We start from the raw sequence: 19,744 nt of genomic DNA on the forward strand, positions 1-19,744 counted from the left end.
GATGCCGTCAGTGAAAAAAAATAAACGCATTACCATCAGTGATATTGCCGCACTGGCCGGCGTGTCGAAATCGACCGCCAGCCTGGTGCTTAACGGTCGCAGCAAGGAATATCGGGTGTCCGACGACACCCGCGATCGTATCCTGGCACTGGCCGGTGAGCACCACTACCAGCCCAGCTTCCACGCCCGTTCACTGCGTTCTTCCCGCAGCCATACCCTGGGGCTGGTGGTGCCGGAAATGACCAACTACGGTTTTGCGGTGATTTCACGCGAGCTGGAAACCCTGTGCCGCGAGGCCGGTTTGCAGTTGCTGATCGCCTGTACCGATGAAAACCCGGCGCAGGAAATGATGGCGGTGAACAGTCTGGTACAACGCCAGGTCGACGGTCTGATTGTCGCCTCCAGCCAGCTTAACGATGCGGAATACCAAAAGATTAACGCTGGCCTGCCGGTGGTGCAGATGGACCGGCTGATCGTCGGCTCCGACCTGCCGCTGGTGATCACCGACTCGCTGACCTCGACCGCCACGCTGGTGGAAAACGTCGCACGCCAGCATCCGGACGAATTCTATTTCCTTGGCGGCCAACCCCGCATTTCACCCACGCGCGATCGGCTGGCCGGTTTCCAACTCGGTCTGGAACGTGCCGGGGTGGTGTGTAAACCGGAGTGGATCATCAACGGTAATTATCACCCCAGCTCCGGCTACGAGATGTTCGCCCAACTCTGCGCGCAACTGGGCCGACCGCCCAAGGCGCTGTTTACCGCCGCCTGCGGCCTGCTGGAAGGGGTGCTGCGTTACCTGAATCAGCACCAGTTGATGGAAAGCGATCTGCATCTGTGCAGCTTTGACGACCACTACCTGTTCGACGGACTAACGCTGAAAATCGACACCGTGGCGCAAGACTGCCGCGCCCTGGCCCAACACAGTTTCGACATGGTTAGCGCGCTGATTGACGAGCGGCCATTAGAGCAGAACGCACTGTACCTGCCGGGCAGCATCCACTGGCGCCACGCCGGTTCGAAGGCATTGCTCGGCCAGCCTTAGGCTTTTCTTCGTAAAAAACTCGGCCAATAAAAAAGGCGCCTGAGCGCCTTTTTTATCGTTGGTGATGTCAGCCCGCTTTGGCGGTGCCTTCCATCCCCACCAGCCCCACTTTCAGGTAGCCGGCTTTACGCAGCGTATCCATCACGCTCATCAGCGTCTCGTAGTCCACGGTCTTGTCCGCCTGGAAGAAGATGGTGGTCTCTTTGTTGGCCTGAGTTTGCTGATCCAGCACCGACGTCAGTTGATCTGCACTGACCGCCTGTTCGCCAACGTACAGCTGCTTATCCGCTTTTACCGACAGGAACACCGGTTTTTCCGGGCGCGGCTGCGGTTTGGCTGAGGAAGCCGGGAGATCGACACGGATATCTACCGTTGCCAGCGGCGCGGCCACCATAAAGATGATCAACAGCACCAGCATGACGTCGATAAACGGCGTCACGTTGATTTCATGCAGTTCGCCGCTGTCGTCCAGATCTTCATTTAAGCGCATCGCCATAACTCACCCCACCCGCAGTTGCTGTGAATGCTGTGAACGTTTGGCTTGTGCCGTGGCGGCCAGATCCAAATCGCGACCCAGCAGCAACAGCACCTGAGCAGCCACGTCGCCAACCTGAGCGCGATGACCGCTGATTACACGGGCAAAGATGTTATAAATCACCACCGCCGGGATAGCGGCCACCAGCCCCAATGCGGTTGCCAACAGCGCTTCTGCGATGCCGGGTGCAACCACGGCCAGGTTGGTGGTTTGCGAATGGGCGATGCCGATAAAGCTGTTCATGATGCCCCAGACGGTGCCGAACAGGCCGACAAACGGCGAAATGGCACCGATGGTTGCCAGGAAACCGTTACCACGGCCCATGTTACGGCTGTAGCCCGCAACGCGACGCTCCAGACGGAAACCGGTACGTTCCTTGATGCCGTTGTTGTCGTTAGACTCTGCCGACAGCTCCAGCTCGTTTTGCGCATCATTCAGTAATACGGAACTGATGCTCTCGTCCGAGAAGTTCTGTGCCAGCTCGGAGGCTTCATCCAGCGAGCGCACATTGGCCAGCGCCAGCTGTTCGCGGCGCAGACGGCGCTTGGCGCGGAACAGTTCGCTGCCCTTGGAGAACAGGATGGTCCAGGTGACGATAGACGCCAGCACCAAACCTATCATCACGATTTTCACCACGATGTCCGCATGCTGGTACATGCCCCAGACGGACAGGTCCATACCGCGAGTTTCCGGCGGCAGGATGGTCGGTTGCGGATTCAGCGGAGTGATACTTTCAGGCGCGGCTGCGGCAGGCGCAGAGGCCGGAGCAACGCTCTGGGTAACGGCCGGATTAGTCGCCGGAGCAGCCTGAGCGCTACCGGCCAGACCCACTACCAATACCATTGAAGCTAACAGACCGCGGCCAAATGCCTGGCCCCATTGCGCCCGGCCCTGACCGAACGATCCTTGATTTAAATTCTTGCCAGCCGTTTTCACGCTGTGCCTCCACCCGTTACCGATCAAAATTGAGGAATAATTCAGCGTGCGATCATATCAAACCAATCAGGGATTGATAGTAGTTCTCATTATTATTTACCAAATAATCGGCAAAACAACGTGCCAAGAACGGGTAAATCGGCAACGCTTTTACATTTGGCGGTTAAAACGTCTGGATGGCTATCATGTGTCATGCTAACGTAAGGGCTATCGCAAACATCCCGTGAAGACCCAGCCAAAGGTGAGCCTGCTCCTATGACGTCAAAAAACATCGAAACCACCCTGATCGGCGCCGGACGCAGCAAGCGCTATACCCAGGGTTCCGTCAATCCCGTCACCCAACGCGCTTCTTCACTGGTATTTGATTCGGTGGCGGCCAAAAAGCACGCCACTGCCAGGCGGGCCCATGGCGAACTGTTTTATGGCCGGCGCGGCACCCTGACCCACTTTGCGTTACAGGATGCGATGGTTGAGCTGGAAGGCGGCGCAGGTTGTGTCCTTTACCCTTGCGGCGCGGCTGCGGTCTCCAACGCTATCCTTTCGTTTGTCAGCGCCGGCGATCACCTGCTGATGACCGGCTCGGTGTATGAACCCACGCAGGATTTTTGCAGCCATATCCTGAGCCGCATGAACGTGGCAACCACCTATTTCGACCCGCTGATCGGTGCTGATATCGCCGGGCTTATTCAGCCCAATACCCGCGTGGTGTTCCTTGAATCGCCCGGTTCGATCACCATGGAAGTTCAGGATATCCCGGCCATGGTGCAGGCCATTCGCGCGGTGGCACCGGAAGTGGTGATCATGATCGACAATACCTGGGCGGCCGGTGTGCTGTTCAAGGCGCTGGACTTCGACATTGATATTTCGATTCAGGCCGGGACCAAATACATTATCGGCCACTCCGATTACATGCTCGGCACCGCCGTGGCAAACCAGCGCTGTTGGGATCAACTGCGCGAATACTCTTATCTGATGGGCCAGATGGTGGACGCCGATACCGCCTATATGGCCAGCCGTGGCCTGCGCACGCTGGGCGTTCGCCTGAAGCAACATCAGCAAGGCAGCATCGAAGTCGCCAACTGGCTGGCCGAACGGCCGGAGGTGGCAGTGGTCAATCACCCGGAGCTGCCCAGCTGCAAGGGCCACGAATTTTACCGCCGTGATTTCAGCGGCTGCAACGGCCTGTTCTCTTTCGTGCTGAAACAACGTCTGAGCGACGCACAGTTGGCCGCGTATCTGGACAACTTCAGCCATTTCAGCATGGCCTATTCCTGGGGCGGTTATGAATCGCTGATCCTGGCCAACCAACCGGAAGAGCTGGAAGCCATCCGTCCGGCCGGCGGCGTCGACTTCTCCGGCACCCTGGTGCGCCTGCATATCGGACTGGAGAACGTGCAGGATCTGATTGACGACCTCGCCGCCGGATTCGAGCGTATCGCCAACGCGCACTGACGCGCCACCTGTTGCAATGGCAACTTTATTCGCCTTGTTTAATGTGTGCTTAAGCTATTAGCGTTACACTAGCCGGGTAACTGTCAGATACGGTCAACACCGCATCCTGGGGAAGCCAACCCCAGGCGCAACCGGCATGCAACAGGATATATAATGGATGTATTACGAGAGATTGTTCATGCGCTTTGGCAGCAGGACTTTATTGCCCTTGCTGATCCCAGCGTAATTTGGGTGGTTTATGCAGTACTTTTCACCACTCTATTTTTAGAAAACGGACTACTGCCAGCCTCCTTCTTGCCCGGCGACAGCCTGCTGCTGTTATCCGGTGCCCTGATCGCCAAAGGCGTGATGGCCTTTGTGCCAACGCTGATCATTTTAACCGTTGCCGCCAGCCTCGGCTGTTGGCTGAGCTACGTGCAAGGGCGCTGGCTGGGTCACACCAGTCTGGTCAAAGGCTGGCTGCTGCAACTGCCTGCCCAATATCATCAACGTGCGCATAATCTGTTTAACCGCCATGGCTTGATGGCATTAGTGATCGGCCGTTTTCTGGGTTTTGTTCGTACCCTGCTGCCGACCATGGCCGGTATCTCAGGCCTGAACAGCACGCGTTTTCAGATATTTAACTGGCTGAGCGCCGTGATTTGGGTTGGCGCGGTGGTCGGTCTTGGCTACGCTTTCAGCCAGATCCCACTGGTGAAACGCTACGAAAGCCAGGTAATGACCGGGCTGATGATCCTGCCGCTGCTACTGCTGCTGGTGGGTCTGCTGGGCGCCATGCTGGTTATCTGGCGTAAAAAGCGCGCCGCCTCTTCCTGATCGGCCTGCGGGCGGCAGTAGCCGCCCCGTCTGCGTGCTTAACCCTCCATCATTAAAGGAGGGTTATCACGCAGTCGGGCCACTTCGTCGCTTGGCGTCACGCCAAAGAAGCGTTTGAATTCACGACTGAACTGCGAAGCACTCTCATAGCCGACGCGCAGCGCGGCGGTGCTGGCCTTCAGGCCGTCGTGGACCATCAGCAGACGCGCCTTGTGCAGCCGATAGGACTTCACATACTGCAACGGCGAGGTATTGGTCACCGCCTTAAAGTTATGGTGAAACGCCGAAATACTCATATTCACCTCCCCCGCCAACTGCTCAACGTTGAGGCTGTCGGCATATTGGTTCTCGATGCGTCGCAGCGCCTTGGCGATTTGGCTAAAGTGGGTATGGCGATTGACCAGTTCCTGCAACGACGTTCCGCAGCTGCCACGCAGCACGTGGTACAGAATTTCGCGCACAATCTGCGGCCCCAATACCCGTGCATCGAGCGGTTTGGCCATCACGTCCAGCAGGCGTTCGGTGGCGCACAACAACTCTTCCGACAGCTCGGCCAGATTAACCCCGCTGCTTTCTCTGCGCGGTTTCATCAGGTAGTCGTCATCGCCGATGTCGATCAACAAATCCTGCAGCATTTGGCTATCGATATTCACTGACAGCCCCACCAGCGGCAGTTCCGGGCTGGCAAAGGTTTCACATTCGAACGGTAGCGGTACCGTCATCAACAGATAGTTACGCGGATCGTACTGAAACACCCGATTGCCGCAGTAACCCACTTTGTGGCCCTGGAAAATGATCACCACCCCAGGTTCGTACATCACCGGCTGACGCGGACAATGGCGATCCACATAGAGGATTTTCACCAGTGGCACCGGCGAAGGGGTATAACCGTTGCTCTCGGCAAAGCCGGCCGCCTGGCGCGCCATCCGACCGCGCAGTTCATCGATTTCACTCACGGAAACACCCTCTTACACTAAGAACAATTCGGCATAAATAATAGTTTAAAACTCTGCTTTTCTACAACGTTTTGTAGGAATAGGCAAGACTCGGGCAGGAATGAGCATTGTGCTGCGGGGCCAGGTTACTGACAATACACCCCAGATATTTTGCGCCATCCGGCGCTTGCCTCATGCAGAAGAGAAATCAGCCATGCAAAACTTTATTCTCCATACCCCAACCAAAATCCTGTTCGGTCAAGACCAAATCGCCGGCCTGGCGCAGCAGATCCCTGCCGATGCACGCATTCTGATCACCTACGGTGGCGGCAGCGTGAAGAAGAACGGCGTGCTGGATCAGGTTTATTCCGCACTGGCGGGTCGCAACGTGCAGGAGTTCTCCGGTATTGAACCTAACCCAACCTACGAAACGCTGATGAAAGCGGTCGAGGTCGTGCGTGCAGAGAACATCGATTTCCTGCTGGCCGTCGGTGGCGGTTCGGTGGTCGATGGCACCAAGTTCATCGCCGCAGCGGCCCACTATCAGGCGGATAGCGACCCATGGCATATCCTGAAAACCGTCGGCAGCGAAATCAAAGGCGCTGTGCCGATGGGTTGCGTGCTGACACTGCCGGCTACCGGTTCTGAATCCAACAGCGGCGCGGTGATCACCCGTAAAAGCAGCGGCGACAAACAGCATTTCTTCTCGCCATACGTTCAGCCACTGTTTGCGGTACTGGATCCGGTAGTGACCTATTCGCTGCCACCGCGCCAGATCGCCAACGGCGTGGTCGATGCCTTTATCCACACCATTGAGCAGTACCTGACCTACCCGGTCGATGCGAAAGTGCAGGATCGCTTTGCCGAAGGCCTGCTGCTGACGCTGCTGGAAGATGGCCCGCGTGCGCTGGCCGAGCCGGAAAACTATGCCGTACGCGCCAACGTGATGTGGAGCGCCACCATGGCGTTGAACGGTCTGATCGGTGCCGGTGTGCCGCAAGACTGGGCAACCCATATGCTGGGCCACGAGTTAACCGCCATGCACGGTCTGGATCATGCCCAGACGCTGGCCATCGTCCTGCCGGCGCTGCTGAACGAGAAAAAAGCGCAGAAACGCGAAAAACTGCTGCAGTACGCTGACCGCGTCTGGGGTCTGCGTGAGGGCAGCGAAGACAACCGTATCGACGGGGCCATCGCCGCCACCCGTGCCTTCTTCGAACAAATGGGCGTGCCAACCCGCATGGCCGATTACCAGCTCGACGGCAGCTCGATCCCGGCACTGCTTGATAAGCTGCATCAGCACGGCATGACCGCGCTGGGCGAACATCAGGACATCACCCTGGAAGTCAGCCAACGTATTTATGAGGCGGCACGTTAATCGCAAACTCGCGGTTACCTGTCAGGCTTTAATTTCAGTCTCTTGCGCCCGAGCTGTCCTCGGGCGCAGTGCCAAGCACTATTCTGATATCGCTGAAATTTGCTTAGCAAACTCAGCACCACCCCAGTTTGCCAACTAGAATTTATTGATAGCCGTTCCTGGTGCATGCAGCACCGGGCAATCCGTTAACAAGGAGATACGCATGACAACGCAACAACCCATCATCAAACTCCACGATGGTAATCTGATGCCGCAGTTGGGTCTCGGCGTTTGGCAGGCGAGTATTCCAGACACCACCCAGGCGGTGCTCAAGGCGCTGGAGGTGGGATATCGTTCGATCGATACCGCTGCGATTTACAAGAACGAGGAAGGGGTCGGTGCTGCACTGCAATCCGCCTCGGTGCCGCGCGATGAACTGTTTATTACCACCAAACTGTGGAACGACGATCAGGGCGACCCACAGGCCGCCCTGGAAACCAGCCTGAAAAAACTCAAGCTGGACTACGTCGATCTGTATCTGATCCACTGGCCAAAACCGCAGCAGGATCAATACGTAGACGCCTGGCGCGGGCTGATCAAACTGCGCGAACAGGGGCTGGTGAAGAGTATCGGGGTCTGCAATTTCCATACCCCGCATCTGCAGCGCCTGCTGGACGAAACCAATATCGCGCCGGTGATTAACCAGATTGAACTGCATCCGTTGCTGCAACAACGTCAGTTGCGCGCCTGGAACGCAACGCACCACATCGCTACCGAATCATGGAGCCCACTGGCGCAGGGCGGCGAAGGGGTGTTCGACCAGCCGGTCATCAAACAGCTGGCGGAAAAATACGAGAAGACCCCGGCGCAAATCGTGGTGCGCTGGCACCTGGACAGCGGTCTTATCGTGATCCCGAAATCGGTCACGCCATCACGCATTCGCGAGAACTTCGAGGTGTTTGATTTCAAACTGGATAAAGACGAACTGAGCGATATCGCCCAACTGGATATCGGCAACCGTCTGGGGCCGGATCCCGACTCACTGTAATGTCCCAGCGCCCGGCTTCCGCCGGGCGCTGCATGGCCCCGTAAAGGGGGGTTATGATTGTCCAGGCCGTGCTGGATGGATAGCAAGTCGGCAGGCAATAAGCCATTCGGAATCTTGCTGCACAAACCCGGTCAGCAACCCCATAGCGGCAGCATAGAAACCAAAACGATCGCGCTGGTAGCAACGTTTGGTACAAAGTGGCAACCAACTCAGCAGATGCCGATTCAAAAACAGATCCTGCTGCTCCCGTTCAACGCCCTCTTCGATCAACGCTGTCATTAATGCAAGTTGGATAGCGATATGGTCAACTGCTTCATTGTTTTGTGGCGCAAGACGGTGTTCAACCAGCTTTTGCCGCAACGCTTGTCGCTCTTCGGGTGAGTTCGTATGCGGATAATGCCCGGCATAAGGCGAGACTCCCGAAGGGGCAGGCAGTAAAAACAGGGAGGCGAAATCGGCCGCCAGCTCCAGTCGGCACTCTTCCCGCTTTAACATCGCCCGTAACCGTCGCTGAAAATGCGTAACGAGCAACGAAAGTTCGGGAATCAATTTTAGGGCGTTCAATAATGCCAGGTTCTCTTTGTCTCGTAGCCTGAGCAGCCCTTCGTCAGACAGTTCCTGAAACAGCAACTGAGAAAACCAACGGTAAATGATGGCCCGTTGCCGGGCCACCTCGTTAAGTAATGGCATGAGAGGCCTCTTTGGTGTCCGGTTTAATTTCCTGTGGCCCACCGAAACCCGTTACCGGCGGAAGCTCGCCCTGATAAAGCTCCACCTGAACCAACGCAGAATGAGCCGAAGTCCCTTGTGCCAATTGAGACGTTCCAATATCGGCACTTAAGACGTTAGGATCGCCATAGGTGCAAAGCGTTCCGGCTTTCCCCCCCACCAGAGGGGAATACCATGCCCCCTCATGGATACGCACAACGCCAGGTGAGTAGTCTGGACTAATGACTACCCCGGCAAGCACTTGCCCGCGCGCATTAAAAACGCGTACTACGTCACCGGCTTTCAAACCGCGAGCTTTAGCATCCTCTGGGCCTATATATAAGGGTTCACGCCCCGCTACAGCATAGGTCGCGCGGTAGTTATCGCTGGAACACAGTTGCGAATGCAGCCGCTTGTCCGGGTGGCAGGATTGCAGGTGCAGCGGATATTTCTCTGAACCTTTGCCTCCGTGGCTGCGTTCAAAAGGCTCCATCCACAGCGGATGGCCAGGGCATTCCCGGTAGTTAAAAGCGGCAATGGTCTTACTGTAGATTTCAATCAGGCCGGATGGCGTCCCCAAAGGATAGAGGTCGGGTTGTTCGCGAAAATCACCGTGACGCACCCAAGGTTGGCCTGCCGGATATTCGATATAACCTTCCCCATCCCAGAAGGTGGAAAAACTGGGCATCTTCACTCCCATCGCGGCCCCCTGCTTCACCCCTTCTTCATAGATAGCCTTGATCCACTGCATCTCGTTGCGCCTTTCGGTGTAAACCTGATCGCGGCCAAAACGCTTGCAGAGTTCGCTAAACACGTCAAAGTCGTGGCGAGCCTCATACTGCGGCTTCACCACCTGGCGAATCGCCATCAACCCTTTGTTGGAATGCGTACCGAACTGTTCGATATCGTTACGCTCAAAACGCGTGGTCACCGGCAGCACAATATCGGCAAAACGGCAGGACGCCGTCCATTGGTGATCCAACACCACCACCGTTTCCAGCCGCTTCCAGGCTTCGATCATTCGGTTGCGATCCTGTTGGGCATGGAACGGATTGGCAGCACTAAAGAGCGCCAACCTGATATCAGGATAGGTGAGCGTCTCACCATTAAACGCCAGGGTCTTGCCGGGCGAGAGCAGGCAATCGATGAAACGTGCCACGGGGATATGCTCGGAAGCGCCGCGGAAATCGGCGGCATGGATGGGTGCAGGAGGGTTGGACAGACTACCTAATCCGGAAAGTACCGGGCCCAATGAGGTCACAGTGCCACCACCGTTGTAATGCCAGCCAAAACCGACACCGCCGCCAGGAAGGCCTATCTGCCCCACCATGCTGGCCAGTATCACCAACATCCACGGGTATTGTTCCCCGTGATGCATGCGCTGAACGCACCAGCCCCCCATAAACTGGGTACGCCCCTTGACCAGCAGCCGTGCAAATTCGCGGATCTGCTCGGGAGTGAGTCCACAGAGGCCTGCGGCCCACTCCGCGTCTTTAGGTTGTTGATCCGTCTCCCCCATCAAATAAGGCAGAAACTGCTCGAAACCCACGCAATAATCTTTGATAAATGAAGCGTCATAGAGTTTTTCCTGGTACAGCGTATGCGCCAGCCCCAGCATCAGGGCCACGTCCGTCTGCGGGTTCAAGGCCAACTGTTCGCAACCGAGATAGTTCTGCGTTTTACTGCACACCGGATCGACGCTAATCACCCGTATTTTGCCTTGTTGCACGCGCTCTTTAATCTGCTGCCAGTAGCCAAAGGGATCGTGATCGGGAACCAGGTATTCGATCTGCAGGTTTTTGATCGGATCGCAGCCCCACAGCACGATGGTCTGGGTATTTTCAATCACCAAAGGCAGCGAGGTTTGCTGCTCATACACCTCCAATGATCCTATTACGTGGGGCAAGATCACCTGCGCCGCCGCGGCCGAATAGTCACCTACGGTGGTGACATAGCTACCATGAAGGCCAAGCCCGCGATCCATTGCGCCCCCGGCCTTATGCAACTTGCCCACCATCTGCCAATCGGCCAGCCCGGTAAACACGCCGGATGAGCCATGGTTTTTTTGCACCCGCTCCAACTCCTGATAGACCAGGTCCAGCGCCTGATCCCAACTCACACGCACAAAACGGTTATCGCCACGTTGGCTGCGGTCGGACAGCTCGCGTTTGCGCAACCAGTCCAGCCGAACCATGGGGTACCGTACTCGCGACGGGTTATAGACGATTTCGCGCACCGCCTTGAGCATATCGCACGGATATTTATCGTGTTTGAACGGGCGGGTGTCGATCCATTCGCCGTTGACCACCTTGGCCTCAAAAGCCCCAAAATGCGATCCCGACTGGATCCAGCGCTCAGGGCTTTCGCCTGCCGCCCACACCTTGCCGAGTAGAGGATTGGGGCCCAGCATGCTGGCAGTCCCCGCGGCCAGTACGCCGGCTATAAACCGTCGGCGAGAAGGGTTGAAATCGTGAATATCCATGATGACTCCTTATTCTATTTTTTTGCGCTGTCAGCGGTATCACTGGCGTGGGTTTGCAAATATTTCAGCAGGGTTCGCTCTTCTTGCGAACTGAGACGGTAATAGGTGGACATGGCCTTTAGCCCGGCGATCCAGCCGTTGGCGGTATAACGGGTTGCGGGCGGTACGCTATGACAGGCGCTGCAAGTGGATTGCAGCATCTGGTCGGCGTATTGCCACACGGGCTCAAGGCTGGCATTAAATCCGTCGTTGGAGGTCCAGGCTGCTACGCTGATTTGCTGCCATTCCTGATGTGAGGCCGGATCGACCTGGGTTTGCAGGATCTTGATCGTGGGGAGTAATGAAGCATCCAGGACCGCGGCGAATACCCGTTTACCTGGATACTGCGTGATCACGCGCCCACGACCGGCGCTCTCACGCCATCCCACAATCTGGATTTGCACTTTGTCACCCTGTTTTTGCAGCACGCTGACCTGCGTGGCGGGCATCAGCAGTGCCTTGTCAGCCGGTTCGTCGGCCGATGCGCTCAAGGATTTTTCGCCAAGGGAATACAACGTGGTCGCCGCAGGCAAAGCCGTACTTTGCTGCTGCAGCGTTTTAAATTGGCTGCGGAATCCCTGGCTCATATCCGGTTTGTGGTGCGCAATCCCCTTGTGACAATCAATACAGTTGCTGTCTTTCAACGCGGCCGCGGTCATTTGTGCTGCCGCTTCGGAAGATTGCTTATCGTGATCCATGGCGTCGTAACTGTGACAGGCCTTGCAAGCGGCAGAACGGTTCTCGGTCATGCGCGCCCACTCCCGCTGCGCCAGTTCAGCGCGTTTGCTCTCAAACGCCTCCGGCGTCGCGATAGAAGGGGAAATAAACTCGTGGTAGAGATCGTTCAGCGCGGCGATTTTGCGTACCACCGTCGGGATGACCCCTGGTGGAATATGGCAATCCTTGCACTCGGCACGCACACCGGAAGCATTTTTAAAATGAATACTCTCCTGGTATTCCTGCCCGACGGTACTCATCGAATGGCAGGACAAACAGAACGCCGTCGAACTGGTTTGGTGAACGCCCTGCCATCCCGCCCACAGCAGAAGCAACATGACCCCTGCCCCAGCTACCATCAGCCAAAGTGATTTCTTGCGTATCCACAACATGATGAGATTGCCTCGATTCTCGTTATTTAGTGGCTACGCTAAAGCAAAATGCAGGTGGCCAAATAGATACGGCCAGTTTCAGTAATAAGGCCAGATGACACATTTTGTTTAGGGTCAATTATTGCCGTACGCGGTTAGCGTAAGGTGCAGGAGCTGAAAGTTTGCGACAAAGGGATTTTATGTGGGAATTAGAGCTCGACAGAGTCTGTGATACGCCCCTGCAATTGCAGATTTTTCAATACTATTATCAGGCCATCACACGTGGTAACTACGTTTGCGGTGATATGCTGCCTTCTATTCGTAAGCTGGCCGGCAAGCTGCAGGTTGCACGCATCACCGTGGTGCTGGCCTATGAAAAGTTGGTGATTGGCGGCTACATTAAAAGCCGACCGGGCATTGGTTACCAGGTCGTATTTGACCGTCAGGTAAAACCCGTCCGGCACATTCCCTCTTACTTCAAAGGACCGGCCCCCACCCGTCTGTTGACCGCAGAGGTGCCCGGCGATCTCTACAGTCAGCCGACGTCCGAACTTTATTGCCGCATGAGCATTCCCGATCCAAACGCTTTCCCTTGGGCAAGCTGGCGCAAATGGAACAACTCACCGTCCTGTCTCAAAGAACAACTGGTGACGCGCTATCACTCTCCTCATGGGCTACTGCCGTTACGCCAGGAGATCGCACGCTATTTACACCTCTCTCGCAGCATCGAGATCCGTCCAGAAAATATCATCATTACCAATGGCGTTCAGGAAGGGTTATCACTCTTGAGCCAGCTCTTTGTTCTCAAGCGAACGACGTCGTCCCATATCCCCTGCCATATTGTGACCGAATCGCCCTGTTATTCCGGCGCCTGGCATCTGTTCAATTATTACGGTGCGCAGGTCACCACGCTGGACGTCGACAAACAGGGCATGTGCGTATCACATCTTCCGGAGCGTTCCACACAATTGTGCTATGTCACGCCCTCGCACCAGTATCCTCTGGGTAGCCAACTTTCTCTCTCGCGGCGCAAAACCTTGCTGCTTTGGGCACAAAGGGTGGGCGCTTACGTCATCGAGGATGATTATGATGCGGTTTTTTCCTGGGGACAGAAACCTCTGCCTCCGCTGAAAGCGATGGACAGCCAGGATCGGGTAATTTATGCCGGCACCTTTTCAAAAACCCTGGGGCCAGGGATCCGCTTGGGCTATTTGGTCTGTCCCGATGCCATTTTGCCCTCAGTACAGAATATGAAGGCACTAAGCAACAGCGGGAGTAATTGGTTATTGCAGCAATTCCTGGCGGAGTTTATGCACAGTCAGGTGTTTTATACCCACTTGAGCAAATTGACCTGCGAGTACGAGATGCGCCAGACCCTATTGCGTAAAGGGCTAAAACGTCTGTTTCCCGAAGGGCAACTATGGGGTCACGCCGCCGGGCTGCATCTGACATTGATCACATCCATGACCGACGATGTTATTCAACGGCTTCGGCAGCGCTGCCTCCAGGCCGGGGTCCGCTTCGACACCTTGCGTGAGCTGGAAAACGGCTCGGAAACCACCTGGAGAGCGGGTGGCCACTCGTCGCCCATTTTCTTTGGCTTTGGCAATCTGAACTCGCAGCAGTTGAAAAAAGTCCTGTTGGTGATCGAGCAACAGTTACTGTACCTGGATCAGGAGCACGGATCGCTGTACTGAACCGCCCCCCGTTCGCGAGTTACAGCTGCTCACCGTGGCTGGCGATCACCCGCTGATACCAGCCAAAACTCTGCTTCTTCTTGCGCGCCAGATTGTTGTCGTGATCGACATACACAAAGCCGTACTGCTTTTGATAGCCGTTGAGCCAGGAAAGCAGATCGATAAACGACCAGGGATAGTAACCGCGCACATCGGCACCCTGCTCGATCGCCGCACCGATCGCCTGAATATGATCGCGCAGATAGTCTATGCGCGGTTGATCGCGCACTTCCCCCTCGACGATCGGATCCTTGGCACCCAACCCGTTCTCGGTAATGTAGATCGGAATGTTGCCGTAGCGTTTGACGATGCGGCCAATGGCATCGGTCAGTCCCTGCGGATAAACCTCCCAGTCCCAGTCGGTATAAACCCCGTTCGGGTTGCGCACCAGTTTGAACAGCCCCTTAAAGCCCAGTTCACGCCCGCTGCCCTTTTGGCCACTGGTGTTGATCGCGTAGCCCTCGACGTCGTCGTTATGCGCCACCATTTCGCGCTTGTAGTAATTAAGACCGATAAAATCGACGATGTTGTCCTTTAGCAACGCCTCATCGCCCGGTGCAAAATAGGGTACGCCAAAGGCCTGCTGCGCCATCGCCAACAGCTCTGCCGGGTATTCGCCCTTCAACACCGGATCGTACAGCCAGTGGGTGAAGATTCCCTCGGCTAACTCGCAGGCGCGGCGATCTTCTGGCGAGTCGCTGATCGGATCGTTAGGTTGCAGCACGTTGACGAAGCCGATCTGACCGTTGATCTTCATTTCACGGAAACTTTTTACCGCGCGGGCATTGGCCAAAAACACGTGGTGGCAGGCCTGAATGCCCTTCTTCGGATCGGTCAACTTGGGCGGATGCGCTCCGGTGATATAGCCCATGCCGATAAACACGATGGTTTCGTTAAAGGTGGACCACAGCTCGACGCGGTCGCCGAAACGCTGATAACACAGACGGGCATATTCATCGAAAGCATCGACGATCTCACGCGATTCCCAACCGCCAAACTCTTCTTGCAGCGCCTGCGGCAGATCCCAGTGGTACAGGGTGATCATCGGTTTGATGTTGTGCTTCAACAGTTCGTCGATCAGATCGCTGTAGAATTGGATCCCGGCCTCATTCACCTCGCCCCGCCCCTGCGGCAGCAACCGTGGCCAGGAGATCGAAAATCTGTAGGTCTGCATCCCCAATTCGGCCATCAGCGCTACGTCTTCGCGAAAGCGATGGTAGTGATCGACCGCGACGTCGCCGTTGGTACCCTGATAAGTGGTGCCGGGCAGGTGGGAGAACAAATCCCAGTTGGACAGGCCCTTGCCGTCGGCATCAAAGCCGCCCTCAACCTGGTAAGACGCGGTCGCCGCGCCCCACAGGAAATCCTTCGGAAATACGCTCATTGGTTTTTCACCCCGTTCTGCTCCAGTAATCGGTAAATTCTCACCAGTTCCTCCACCAGATCGCGCGCCAGCATGGCGTTCATGATGTGGTCCTGCGCGTGCACCATAATCAGATTGACCGGCAGCTTGCCTTCCCCTTCGTCAAAACCGATCAGCTCGGTTTGAGTGGCATGCGCTCGCTTCGCCGCCAACTGCGACTCCGCCAGCAAAATATCTACCTGATCCCACTGGTATTTGCGCGCTGCGTACAACGCCTGCATGGCACAACTGCGAGCCTCACCGGCGTTGATGATCAATTCCATTACCGCCGTTTCCATGTCAATCATTCGGTGACTCCTTGTGTCTGTTCGATCTGCTCCGCCTCACTCACTTCCTGATCCAGCAACTGCTGCTCATAGACCTTGAAGAACGGGTAGTAGATCAGTGCCGATACCGCCGCCAGCAGCAGCACCAGCAGTGCGGCACGGAGATCCCAACCGGTGGCCCAGGCAGCGCCAATCGGTGCCGGTGCCGTCCAGGGCACTACCGAGATCACGCGGCCAATCAGATCCAGCTTCACGGCCGCATAGGCAATGATCGAATTGACGATCGGCGCGGTAATAAACGGGATAAAGAAGGTCGGGTTCATGACGATCGGCGTGCCGAAGATCACCGGTTCATTGATGTTGAAGCAGCTCGGCACCAGGCTCAGCTTGCCGATCGAACGCAGGTGCGCCGAACGGCTGCGCAGATAAAGCAGCACCAGCCCAAAGGTGGCGCCGGATCCGCCGATAACGATAAAGAAGGTCCAGAAAGCCTCCATAAAGATGTGCGGCATCGGGTGGCCGGCGGCCAACGCATCCTGATTGATGCCCAGATTGGTCAGCCAGAATGCCTGCAGCATGCCGGAGACGATCACCGCGCCGTGAATACCGGCGAACCACAATAAATGGCCGATCAGCACCGCGAGCAGGATCGCCGGCAGCGAGTCGGCAGCGGAAATCAGCGGCTGGAACAGCGCCATGATCGCCTGTGGCAACAGTAAATTAAACTGATGCTGCACCAGCAGGCTAAGCGGATACAGGGTGATCACCACCGCCAGGATCGGGATCAGCAGATCAAACGACTGTTTGATCTTGGCCGGCACCTGTTCCGGCAGTGAGATACCGATATTGTGCAACTTGAGAAAGCGGATCAGTTCGGTGGTATAGACCGCCACCAAAATGGCGGTGAAGATCCCCACGCCGCCCAACGCGGCGGTCGGCAGCATCTTTTCGGTCTGCGGCGCGGCGACCAGCAAAAATGACATAAGCGCCAGCATGGCCGCCATAAAGGGATCGAGCTTATAACTCTGCGCCAGGTTATAAGCGATGGCGGCAGTAATATAAATCGACATAATCCCCATGGTCATATTAAACGGGGTGAGAATAGCGACCTGATGTTTCTCCGCAGCACCCAGCCACCATTGAGCTATTCCCCAACTGCTGTCGGCCGAAAAAGGCGGGTAGGCAAATACCAATAAGAATGAGCCGACGATCATAAAGGGCATCGCGGAAATAAAACCGTCGCGGATCGCCATAATATGTCGCTGGGTCGATAGTTTACCGGCAATGGGGCTGATACGGTTTTCAATAAAATTGAATGCGGCCTGGCTGATACTCATGGTTCAACCCTCGGGACGTTCTGAGTCAATGGTCACGGGGCGAACAAACCGACGCCACGCGCGGCGGCAGGTGGCCCCGGCGGAATTAGTGTTGTGCGATCATCCGTAAGGCTTCGGCGAGGATTTTATCACCGCGCATCATGCCGTAATCCATGCTGTTGATAACCGCAATGGGCTTATTTTCCCTGTCGGCGATTTTTTTAAAATCGGCCAGTTTATATTTAACCTGCGGCCCAAGCAGGCAGCATTGATAATTTGCCAGCGTAGATTCAAATTCATCCATACCGACGGCAATAATATCAACCTCAATCCCCTGTTGTTCTGCTGACTTTTTCATTTTATTTACCACCATGCTGGTAGACATTCCGGCGGCACAGCATAAGAATATTTTTTTCATTCGCTCTCCTGAGATATAGGTGCAAATCATACAGTCGATGAATGAGTATGGTTTCAAAAACGAAAAAACAGCAACCGGTTTCAGTAACCGGTTGCAGGGTTTAAACGGGTTCTGTGAAGGAGATCCGAATTTTAATTTCCGGACTTAAAACGAGGAATAACTGAGCAGCATCGTCTGGCTAAACCGCTGCCCTTTAGCCAAGCGGCGCAGCCCACCAAGGTCAGCCATGTTATGGCCGTTAGCGGCATGCGACATCGGTTCCAGGCAGAAGAAGTCGAACTGATAACCCGGATCAAACGCCGGATCCGAGACGAACAGGAAGTAAACCGGGCAAGCCGGCTGAGTGTTCATCCGTAACCGAGCGCCTTGTTCCGGCCACTGGATCCGCGCCTCACCGTTCCAGCCGCTGAAACCGTTATTCACCCAGTGACGCGGCAACGGGCCTGGCTGGGAGAAATCCAGCGCCTCGGTCAGTGCCGCCTGCTCGCCCGCCAGCCAGTCTTCGGCCTCCAACCAGTAGGCCCCGGCGGATGCCTGTACTCGGGTATCCGCCGTTAACGGGAAATACGGATGCCAACCCAACCCATAGGGCATCGGCCTTTCACCACGGTGTTCTACCGCCAATTCAATACTGAGTTGATGTTGCTGCAGGGTGAAATATTGCTCTACCTGATAACGGTAAGGGCCATCCTCATGCTGATAACGCAAGTGAAGATGATTGCTACCCTGTTCAACACATTGCCACTCCTGCAGCCAGCCGTCGCCATGCAGATAATGCCGATCCCAATCGGTATTCGCGCTGAGCTGATATTCATGATCCTCGAAATTGAAGCGGTTTTGATTCACCCGATTGCCAAAAGGAACCAGAGGAAAACACCCCGATTGCAGCGCCGACGTGGTATCACTCAACACCGCAGGCCGCAGCAGAGGGATCTCTCCCTCTGGTCCGCGCGCGGCCAATTTCAACACGCTGCCACCCAACGACGAAACCACCAACGAGAGACAGCCGTTATCCATATCAAACAATGCCATAGTGCCCCCGGATATTAATCGGCGAAATTGATCACCACTTTGCCGCACTGGCCAGAAGCCATCAGAGCATAGGCCTCGGCAGCCTGCCCGAGTTTAAAACGGTGGGTGATCGCCTGATGCGGGTGCATTTTCCAGTCGTGCAGGTCGGTGCAGCATTTTTCCATGTGGTGCAGGCTGGTGACCCAAGAGCCGATGATCCGCCGCTGGTGATGCATCAGGTCTGCGCTGACCTCGAACTCCACCTTGCCGGTTTCGCCAATGTAGATCACTCTTCCCCAGTCCGAAGAGGCCTGCAGCGCCAGCAGGCGCCCTTTGGCATTGCCGGAACAGTCGAGCGTGACGTTGGCCCCGCCAGCGGTCAATTGGCGAATGCGTTCTGTCACGTCGTCACCGCTCAGGAAACCGTGATCCATCAGCCCCAGGCGTTTCGCGGTCGCCAGACGCTCCGGGATAACATCAACGCCAATCACCGTTTTTGCCCCGCGTCCCTTCGCCAGCATCATCGCCATCATACCGACCGGGCCCAGCCCCACGACCAGTACGTGGTCGCTGCCGGAGACCTCGCCACGCACGATGCCTTCATAAGCCGTGCCGACCCCACAGGAGATAAAAGCGCCGTCTTCATAGCTGAGCGAATCCGGCAGATGAATCAAATCCTTTTCCTCCGCCAACAGGTAGTCGGCATGGCCGCCATCTCGCTGCCAGCCATAGGCGGCCTTGCCAACGCCGGTGCAGGAAATCGGATAGCCTCGCCGGCAATTGCTGCAAAAGCCACAGCCGGAAATATGGTACACCAGCACGCGATCGCTCTCGCGGAAGTGGCGGCAGCCGGCCCCCAGCGCCACGATCTGGCCACAAGGCTCGTGACCGTTAATAAACCCCCGGTACAAGGGTTGATCCGGTGCGGCCGCCGTACCACGGTGCTGATGATAAATATAATGAATATCGCTGCCGCAAATACCGGACGATTTCATTTTAATTAATACCTGGCCAATGCCCGGTTGCGGAATATCCACCTCACGCAGTTCTGCCGTGGCGTTTCCGGGTAAATAAGCCGCCAACATTTTTCCCATACTATTTTCCCTCCAGCTTTAATCAGTTATTTGTGTGGC

Annotated in this window: 18 protein-coding genes; 6 read left to right on the forward strand and 12 right to left on the reverse strand. The window is 56.1% G+C overall.

Features of this window, described 5'->3' with window-relative positions; translation table 11 throughout:
• The first annotated feature begins 1 nt into the window (after position 1).
• On the forward strand, positions 2–1,045 hold the full coding sequence (locus tag ACNT1W_RS22770) for a substrate-binding domain-containing protein (protein ID WP_012146906.1): 1,044 nt from the start codon (positions 2–4) through the stop codon (positions 1,043–1,045).
• A 67-nt stretch (positions 1,046–1,112) separates the two neighbouring features.
• Here ACNT1W_RS22770 and exbD read toward each other — a convergent pair whose 3' ends face one another.
• Positions 1,113–1,541 carry a TonB system transport protein ExbD gene (gene exbD / locus ACNT1W_RS22775; RefSeq protein WP_012146909.1) on the reverse strand — a complete coding sequence of 143 codons (429 nt, stop codon included), beginning with the start codon at positions 1,539–1,541 and terminating at the stop codon, positions 1,113–1,115.
• Between the two features lie 3 nt (positions 1,542–1,544).
• Positions 1,545–2,516, reverse strand: a complete 972-nt coding sequence (gene exbB, locus ACNT1W_RS22780; protein ID WP_012146910.1) for a tol-pal system-associated acyl-CoA thioesterase — start codon at positions 2,514–2,516, stop codon at positions 1,545–1,547.
• Positions 2,517–2,771: 255 nt separating this feature from the next.
• On the opposite strand from exbB, the gene metC reads away from it, so the two are divergent.
• Complete coding sequence (gene metC, locus ACNT1W_RS22785; RefSeq protein ID WP_259190419.1) at positions 2,772–3,968, forward strand: cystathionine beta-lyase; 1,197 nt, start codon at positions 2,772–2,774, stop codon at positions 3,966–3,968.
• Between the two features lie 153 nt (positions 3,969–4,121).
• Positions 4,122–4,784 (forward strand): DedA family protein, encoded by a 663-nt coding sequence (locus tag ACNT1W_RS22790; RefSeq protein ID WP_012146912.1) that lies wholly within the window; start codon positions 4,122–4,124, stop codon positions 4,782–4,784.
• Positions 4,785–4,822: 38 nt separating this feature from the next.
• Here ACNT1W_RS22790 and ACNT1W_RS22795 read toward each other — a convergent pair whose 3' ends face one another.
• Complete coding sequence (locus ACNT1W_RS22795) at positions 4,823–5,710, reverse strand: AraC family transcriptional regulator (protein WP_256137947.1); 888 nt, start codon at positions 5,708–5,710, stop codon at positions 4,823–4,825.
• Between the two features lie 223 nt (positions 5,711–5,933).
• Here ACNT1W_RS22795 and yqhD point away from each other — a divergent pair, with 223 nt between their 5' ends.
• Together yqhD and dkgA are read left to right on the forward strand one after the other, a co-directional pair.
• Complete coding sequence (yqhD, locus tag ACNT1W_RS22800) at positions 5,934–7,097, forward strand: alcohol dehydrogenase (protein ID WP_218216666.1); 1,164 nt, start codon at positions 5,934–5,936, stop codon at positions 7,095–7,097.
• Positions 7,098–7,299: 202 nt separating this feature from the next.
• Entirely contained in the window at positions 7,300–8,124 is an 825-nt protein-coding gene (gene dkgA, locus ACNT1W_RS22805; RefSeq protein ID WP_012146915.1) for a 2,5-didehydrogluconate reductase DkgA, read from the forward strand.
• Positions 8,125–8,175: 51 nt separating this feature from the next.
• On the opposite strand, the gene torD is transcribed toward dkgA, so the two are convergent.
• From torD to torC, 3 genes are read right to left on the reverse strand one after another with little or no spacing between them, the layout of a single operon-like run.
• Positions 8,176–8,814 (reverse strand): molecular chaperone TorD, encoded by a 639-nt coding sequence (torD, locus tag ACNT1W_RS22810; RefSeq protein ID WP_419246172.1) that lies wholly within the window; start codon positions 8,812–8,814, stop codon positions 8,176–8,178.
• Positions 8,801–11,314 (reverse strand): trimethylamine-N-oxide reductase TorA, encoded by a 2,514-nt coding sequence (gene torA, locus ACNT1W_RS22815; protein ID WP_012146917.1) that lies wholly within the window; start codon positions 11,312–11,314, stop codon positions 8,801–8,803. The genes torD and torA overlap by 14 nt, the downstream gene beginning before the upstream one ends.
• A gap of 14 nt (positions 11,315–11,328) precedes the next feature.
• Positions 11,329–12,462: a pentaheme c-type cytochrome TorC gene (torC, locus tag ACNT1W_RS22820; RefSeq protein WP_041418754.1), complete on the reverse strand. Its 1,134-nt coding sequence runs from the start codon at positions 12,460–12,462 to the stop codon at positions 11,329–11,331.
• Between the two features lie 179 nt (positions 12,463–12,641).
• On the opposite strand from torC, the gene ACNT1W_RS22825 reads away from it, so the two are divergent.
• Entirely contained in the window at positions 12,642–14,138 is a 1,497-nt protein-coding gene (locus ACNT1W_RS22825) for a PLP-dependent aminotransferase family protein (protein ID WP_012146919.1), read from the forward strand.
• A 19-nt stretch (positions 14,139–14,157) separates the two neighbouring features.
• On the opposite strand, the gene ACNT1W_RS22830 is transcribed toward ACNT1W_RS22825, so the two are convergent.
• From ACNT1W_RS22830 to ACNT1W_RS22855, 6 genes are all read right to left on the reverse strand, one after another.
• The gene (locus ACNT1W_RS22830) at positions 14,158–15,561 is read right to left on the reverse strand and encodes a GH1 family beta-glucosidase (RefSeq protein WP_261133335.1); all 1,404 of its coding nucleotides are present in this window, start codon (positions 15,559–15,561) and stop codon (positions 14,158–14,160) included.
• Positions 15,558–15,887 carry a PTS lactose/cellobiose transporter subunit IIA gene (locus tag ACNT1W_RS22835; protein ID WP_012146921.1) on the reverse strand — a complete coding sequence of 110 codons (330 nt, stop codon included), beginning with the start codon at positions 15,885–15,887 and terminating at the stop codon, positions 15,558–15,560. The genes ACNT1W_RS22830 and ACNT1W_RS22835 overlap by 4 nt, the downstream gene beginning before the upstream one ends.
• Positions 15,884–17,203 (reverse strand): PTS cellobiose transporter subunit IIC, encoded by a 1,320-nt coding sequence (locus ACNT1W_RS22840; protein WP_017894006.1) that lies wholly within the window; start codon positions 17,201–17,203, stop codon positions 15,884–15,886. Before ACNT1W_RS22840 ends, ACNT1W_RS22835 begins: the two co-directional genes overlap by 4 nt.
• Before the next feature lie 85 nt (positions 17,204–17,288).
• Positions 17,289–17,600, reverse strand: coding sequence for a PTS sugar transporter subunit IIB (locus tag ACNT1W_RS22845; protein WP_012146923.1), 312 nt, complete (start codon positions 17,598–17,600; stop codon positions 17,289–17,291).
• A 144-nt stretch (positions 17,601–17,744) separates the two neighbouring features.
• Positions 17,745–18,632, reverse strand: coding sequence for an aldose 1-epimerase (locus ACNT1W_RS22850; protein ID WP_419246173.1), 888 nt, complete (start codon positions 18,630–18,632; stop codon positions 17,745–17,747).
• A 14-nt stretch (positions 18,633–18,646) separates the two neighbouring features.
• The gene (locus ACNT1W_RS22855; RefSeq protein ID WP_012146925.1) at positions 18,647–19,705 is read right to left on the reverse strand and encodes a zinc-dependent alcohol dehydrogenase family protein; all 1,059 of its coding nucleotides are present in this window, start codon (positions 19,703–19,705) and stop codon (positions 18,647–18,649) included.
• Positions 19,706–19,744: the final 39 nt, after the last annotated feature.

Source organism: Serratia sp. NFX21 (assembly GCF_048517035.1).
GTDB lineage: Bacteria > Pseudomonadota > Gammaproteobacteria > Enterobacterales > Enterobacteriaceae > Serratia > Serratia quinivorans.